At 44.0% G+C, this 5,465-nt stretch carries 5 protein-coding genes; 3 read left to right on the top strand and 2 right to left on the bottom strand.

Annotated features, from left to right (window positions below; genetic code table 11):
• Nucleotides 1-334: 334 nt before the first annotated feature.
• Nucleotides 335-1,990 (top strand): SpoIID/LytB domain-containing protein, encoded by a 1,656-nt coding sequence (locus QUA53_RS28450; protein ID WP_333101173.1) that lies wholly within the window; start codon nucleotides 335-337, stop codon nucleotides 1,988-1,990.
• 345 nt (nucleotides 1,991-2,335) lie between these two features.
• On the opposite strand, the gene QUA53_RS28445 is transcribed toward QUA53_RS28450, so the two are convergent.
• Nucleotides 2,336-2,635 (bottom strand): ferredoxin, encoded by a 300-nt coding sequence (locus QUA53_RS28445; RefSeq protein ID WP_106149950.1) that lies wholly within the window; start codon nucleotides 2,633-2,635, stop codon nucleotides 2,336-2,338.
• 524 nt (nucleotides 2,636-3,159) lie between these two features.
• On the opposite strand from QUA53_RS28445, the gene QUA53_RS28440 reads away from it, so the two are divergent.
• The gene (locus QUA53_RS28440; protein WP_333101171.1) at nucleotides 3,160-4,170 is read left to right on the top strand and encodes a Gfo/Idh/MocA family oxidoreductase; all 1,011 of its coding nucleotides are present in this window, start codon (nucleotides 3,160-3,162) and stop codon (nucleotides 4,168-4,170) included.
• 92 nt (nucleotides 4,171-4,262) lie between these two features.
• On the opposite strand, the gene QUA53_RS28435 is transcribed toward QUA53_RS28440, so the two are convergent.
• On the bottom strand, nucleotides 4,263-4,865 hold the full coding sequence (locus QUA53_RS28435) for a glutathione S-transferase family protein (RefSeq protein ID WP_333101169.1): 603 nt from the start codon (nucleotides 4,863-4,865) through the stop codon (nucleotides 4,263-4,265).
• Nucleotides 4,866-5,200: 335 nt separating this feature from the next.
• Between QUA53_RS28435 and QUA53_RS28430 the strand changes: the two genes are divergently transcribed.
• Nucleotides 5,201-5,434, top strand: a complete 234-nt coding sequence (locus QUA53_RS28430) for a hypothetical protein (RefSeq protein ID WP_333101167.1) — start codon at nucleotides 5,201-5,203, stop codon at nucleotides 5,432-5,434.
• Nucleotides 5,435-5,465 lie beyond the last annotated feature (31 nt).

The raw sequence follows: 5,465 nt of genomic DNA, 5'->3' as shown, positions 1-5,465 counted from the left end.
CAATTTGAGGTTGATGAATCTGCGATCGTCACCGGCGCTGTCACCTTAGCCTATGCGGCTTACCAATATTGGAAACACCAGTAACTATGTCAGGATCGAAAATACACAAGCTTGTAGGGTGCGTAATGGCATAACGATTTTAGATTTTAAATTTAGGTCTAGGGTGCGTCTGGGATAAAATTTGCTCGGTGTAAAGTTTATTTGCGCCTACCTACTTAACAGAATTCTGGCAACTAAACCACCTTATCTTCCGGAATCCCGCTCTAGCAGCCGCCAAATGTGCTAACTTACAATCAAAAATCCCCCATTTTCAACTATCGCGAGACAGATAACCGTGTTCGCTCAAGCACCTCCCACTCCCAATTACAAATGGTTTAGCTGCGTTTCTAGCACTGTTTTCACCGCATTGTGCCTGTTGCCCATTTTCAGCGCTGCGGGATACGCCCAAACTCCCCAAAATAGACCGATCAAAATTGGCGTAGTGCAGCGGTTTGGTACCAAAGCAACCGACAAACTGACGCTGAAAGCATTACCGGGCGACAGCTTAACTTTGCGTTACAAAACTCCTCAAGGCATAGAAACCAAAACTGCTGCTAGCATCAAGTTAGAAATAGCCCCGAAACCACTGGAAACGCCTGCAGTAGAAGAACGAGTGGTACTAAGTTCTCACCGCAGTTTTGAGAGTGCTGAAGACAGCGCCAATCAGTGGCGAACCCAGGGAATAGAAGTAGAAATTGCTCAACCTTTGCGCTGGCAAGTTTGGGCAAAAAGAGATGTTTATAACTCTCCTTTGGTGCGGCGCTGGCTGTTGCAAAGTTTGCAAGCTCAAGGGAACAGAACAGCTTTTTTGGATTCCAAAGTTTTTAAACAAGTACCCCAAGCATTTTGGGTTTTAAACGGCTTTCGTTTCAACCGCAATGAGTTGGATGTGACGGCGGGGAAAAATGTGATTGAGGTATTGGAACAAACCACCCACGAGGCGACAGCTACTGAACCAGAAAAAGCAATTCAACAAACTCGCCGTTATGGCGGCAATTTGCGGCTCCAAAAAAATGCTTACGGCACTTATACTTTAGTGAATGAAGTGCTGACCGAAACTTACTTGCGGGGTGTTGTTCCTCACGAAATTGGGGCTTTTTCGCCTTACGCTGCAATTGTAGCTCAAACTATTTTAGCGAGAACCTACGCCCTGAGAAATTTGCGCCGTTTTGCTGTGGATAATTATGAGTTGTGCGCTGATGTTAACTGCCAAGTTTATCAAGGTTTGACGGAGGTTTACCCGCAAAGCGATAAGGCGATCGCCCAAACGAGCGGTTTGGTGCTAACTTACGAAAATCAGTTAGTAGACGCGCTCTATTCCGCCTCTAGCGGCGGCGTGACAGCCTCTTTTAACGATGTGTGGCAGGGCGCGGAACGTCCATATTTGCGATCGATCGTCGATTCCCCTAACAATGTCTGGGATTTGTCCAAGCAGAGTTTGTCTGACGAAAACAACTTCCGCCGCTTTATCAGTTTGGAAAAAGGGTTTAATGAAGAAAAAGAAGACACTTTTCGGTGGCGCGAACCCGCTTCTTTGACCGCGATTGGTGGATTTCTCAAACAGTATCTTCAGAAAAAACAGCACCCGCTGGCTAATTTTAAAACTGTCACTCAGGTTGAAGTAGTGGAAAGGTCGCTTGCAGGTCGAGTTTTGAAAATGAAGGTTCAAACTGACTTGGGCCCCATCGATATCGACAAAGACGAGATTCGCAATGCTTTTTACCCGCCGATCAGCACGCTTTTTTACCTAGAACCAATTTACAATCCCGACAAAACTCTCAACGGTTATGCTTTTGTCGGAGGCGGTTTCGGACACGGGGTGGGAATGAGTCAGACTGGTGCTTACAATTTGGCTAATTTGGGCTGGAACGGATCTCAAATTCTGGGCTTTTATTTTCCCGGCGCTCAAGTTGTGCCCCTCAGCGATGCCATTACATTTTGGCGCGAATAGTTTATCAGACTCTGCTTCATAGTCGGCGATTTTCCTAGCCCCTAAACAAACTTTCGTCTCTCTCGCTTGAGACTAAATATTAGTCCTAAAACTTTTAGATTTTAGACTTTGGATTCTAGATTGGTTTCACAGTTAATCTAAAATCTGCCATCTAAAATCTAAAATTATTGGGTCAGCTATCTGCTCAAACAGCTACGAATTCATAGATGGGAGTGAGACATTGCTGACGGCTTGGTTGCAGTGTTAGACACAGAAACCCGGTTTCTTAACATAATTGCGCTATTTCAGCTTAATTTTGGAAAGGAGAAACCGGGTTTCTTAGGGTATCACGCAGAGCGTCCTTTCTTAGTAGAGCGATTCTTCTTGGTGAGTTTCGATCGTACAGTCAGACTTGGGATAGGCGACGCAGGTGAGGACAAATCCGGCCTCGATTTGGTCGTCGTCTAAGAAAGATTGGTCGGATTGGTCAATTTCGCCTTTCGTGATTTTGCCGGCGCAGGTGGAGCAAGCACCAGCGCGACAAGAGTAGGGGAGGTCCAGTCCTGCTTCTTCCGCAGCATCGAGAATGTAAGTATCGTCATCAACGTCAATGGTCTGGTTAATTCCTTCGGCTTCGCTGATGAGGGTAACTTTGTAAGTTGCCATGCACTAATCCTCTCAAAAATTCAACAAGATTTATAATTTTTCCTAATGCAACCTTCAAGGCTCTATTAGCTTTGAGGTTAGCTCTTAGGTTTGTTCCCTCTATGATAGTAGGGGATAGAAGGGAGGTTGACACACTTAGTTACAAAACATTTGAATGGGATTAGTTATAACTTTTTCTAATTTCATCTTGATTACTTATACCTATGTTGGGTTCAGCCTTGTGATACTGTTGCCGCAAGACTTGCGCTAAACCACCGGGTTTCTAGGAAAAATCCTATTTTGATCCCTACAGCACAAAAACCGGCTTGTTGGTATGCGGTGTATCGATCGAGTTTCAGCAAGGCCGGCTACAAGGTAAGCTCCGGCAGGCGGTCAAATGTATAGTTAGATCGCATCAAGACTTGGGTGTTGAAGGCTCGATCGAATAAATCGCACCACAACCACAGCTTAAAATCTGCGCGGTAGAACCCTAAAGCCCTGCACCGCAAGTCTGTAACTATCTAAAATCTTAAATCTCAAATCCCATGACTAATATTGATACTCGCTTTGGTTTTTCGGTTAATTCTCCAATTCGCGTGGGGATTGTGGGTACTGGTTTTGCCGCTAAGTTGAGGGCCGAGACAATTCAAGCTGATGGGCGATCGCACTTGGTAGCGGTTGCTGGGCACACCCCGGAGAAAACCGCAGCATTTTGTCAAGGCTTTGGGGCAGAAGCTGCGGTTTCCTGGCGCAAGCTGGTAGAAAGAGACGATTTAGATTTGGTGATTGTCTGTACGGTGAATCGGGATCACGGGGCGATCGTCCTGGCGGCGCTAGAAAATGACAAGCACGTTGTGGTGGAATATCCTCTATCTTTAGACGTATTTGAAGCAGAAAGGGCGATCGAACTTGCCACCCAAAAGCAAAAACTCCTCCACATCGAACACATCGAACTGTTAGGCGGTTTGCACCAAGCAATCAAAGAATCTTTGCCATTAGTCGGTAAAGTTTTTTACGCCCGCTACCTTACTATGACTCCTCAACATCCAGCGCGACAGCGGTGGACTTATCAACATTCCCTCTTTGGGTTTCCGTTAGTTGGTGCAATTTCGCGACTGCACCGATTTACCGATTTGTTCGGGGAAGTGACAAGCGTTAACTGTCAAGCTCAATTTTGGGACACTCAGCCGGATTTCTACAAAGCTTGTTTGTGCAACGCACAGTTGCGCTTGGCCAATGGAGTTGTCGCTGAAGCTGTTTATGGAAAGGGAGAGACTTTTTGGCAGTCAGAAAACATTTTTACCATCTACGGAGAAGCAGGAACGCTGGTTTTCACTCCAGAATCCGGTCAATTAATTCAGGGAGAAAATCGCCGCAATATCCAAGTAGGAACGCGGCGCGGTTTGTTTGCCAAAGACACCGATATGGTGTTGGAATATTTATCAAACGGTACACCTTTGTACGTGGATAAGGCTAGTAGCTTGTACGCTTTGAAGGTGGCAGATGCTGCGAGGCGCTCTAGTGAGACTAGGCAAAATATAGCTGTTGGTAATTAACCATTGGAGATGATAATTTTGCAGTAAGGAATTCAGTCCTCAGTTGATGCTTTTAGTCAATTAGGATTCTTCGTGCTTACTACGAACAACTTTTATTTATGTGTGATGCTAATATATCGAGGTTGATTTTTTACTCGCTCGATCCAACTTTGAATTGCTGGAAATCTCGTTAAATCAAATCCGCCCTCGCCCGCAACGTGAGTGTAAGCAAATAAACCGATGTCAGCAATAGTATAGCGATCGCCAACAAAAAAAGCATGGTTTTCTAAATGCTGTTCCATCACCCCCAAAGCAGTATAACCCGGTGCTTGTTTTTGTTGGAGTGCTTCTCGATATTCCTCAGCTTTTCCTGTCATATACCAAAAACGAGAAGTAGCAATAAAAGGTTCATGGCTGTACTGTTCAAAAAATAACCACTGCATGACTTGAGCGCGTTCAAATTTATCAGTGGAGAAAAACTCAGTTGTTTCGCTCAAGTAAAACATAATCGCATTCGATTCAAACAAAAAATTATCTGGTTCTATTTCTAAAACAGGAATACGCCCGTTAGGATTTTTAATCAAAAATTCAGGGGTTCGACTTTCTCGTTTTATAATATCAATTTCTAGCCGCTCGAAGGGAATATTAAGCTGAGTTAAAAGCAAGCGGATTTTGTAGCAATTCCCAGAGGGAGAATATTCGTAAAGTTTCAACATGAGTATTTTTTTATATACCGCCAAGAACAGTGAACACGCAGAGTTAAGAAAGAAGAAGAAAAAAAGGAGAAGTTCACAACTGATTATTGTAGCTATTGGGGGATAAGAGCAGCATTGCTACGTTCAGAAGTAATATGGGTTAGGTGCAACCCAGAGCATCCTAAATTCATCAATATTGGAGAATCAATGAAATTATACTGGAAAAATCCTCCCTTAAATAGCGTTAGGTAAGGATCGCGGAAATGGAAGACGCTCTTCAATATACTTACACAGAGAAAATTATTTAGGATTGCTCTAGATAGAGAAAATCATTTAGGATTGCTATAGGTAATGCTTTGTCATTAATCTTGGCATTACCAGCACCTTTATTGGCGGGCATGGGATTTGCGGCAGTTTTTGGTGGCGCTGCCAATACACCGATCGCTGCAACTTTAATGGTAATTAAATTTTTTGGAATGAAATCTGGGGTGTTTTTGGCGATCGCTTGTGTGATGAGTTACCTTTTTTTATGTCATGCTGGCATCATTTGTGACAAGTTAAGAAAAAGTGCAAATTGTCAAGGGGGGTAGACAAAAGAAGGTATAATAGGCTAAAACATAT

It is taken from the genome of Microcoleus sp. Pol12B3 (genome assembly GCF_036701355.1).
In the GTDB taxonomy this organism is placed as follows: Bacteria; Cyanobacteriota; Cyanobacteriia; order Cyanobacteriales; family Microcoleaceae; genus Microcoleus.
Note: the sequence above shows the minus strand (reverse complement) of the source record. Positions and strands in the feature narration are given on the sequence as shown.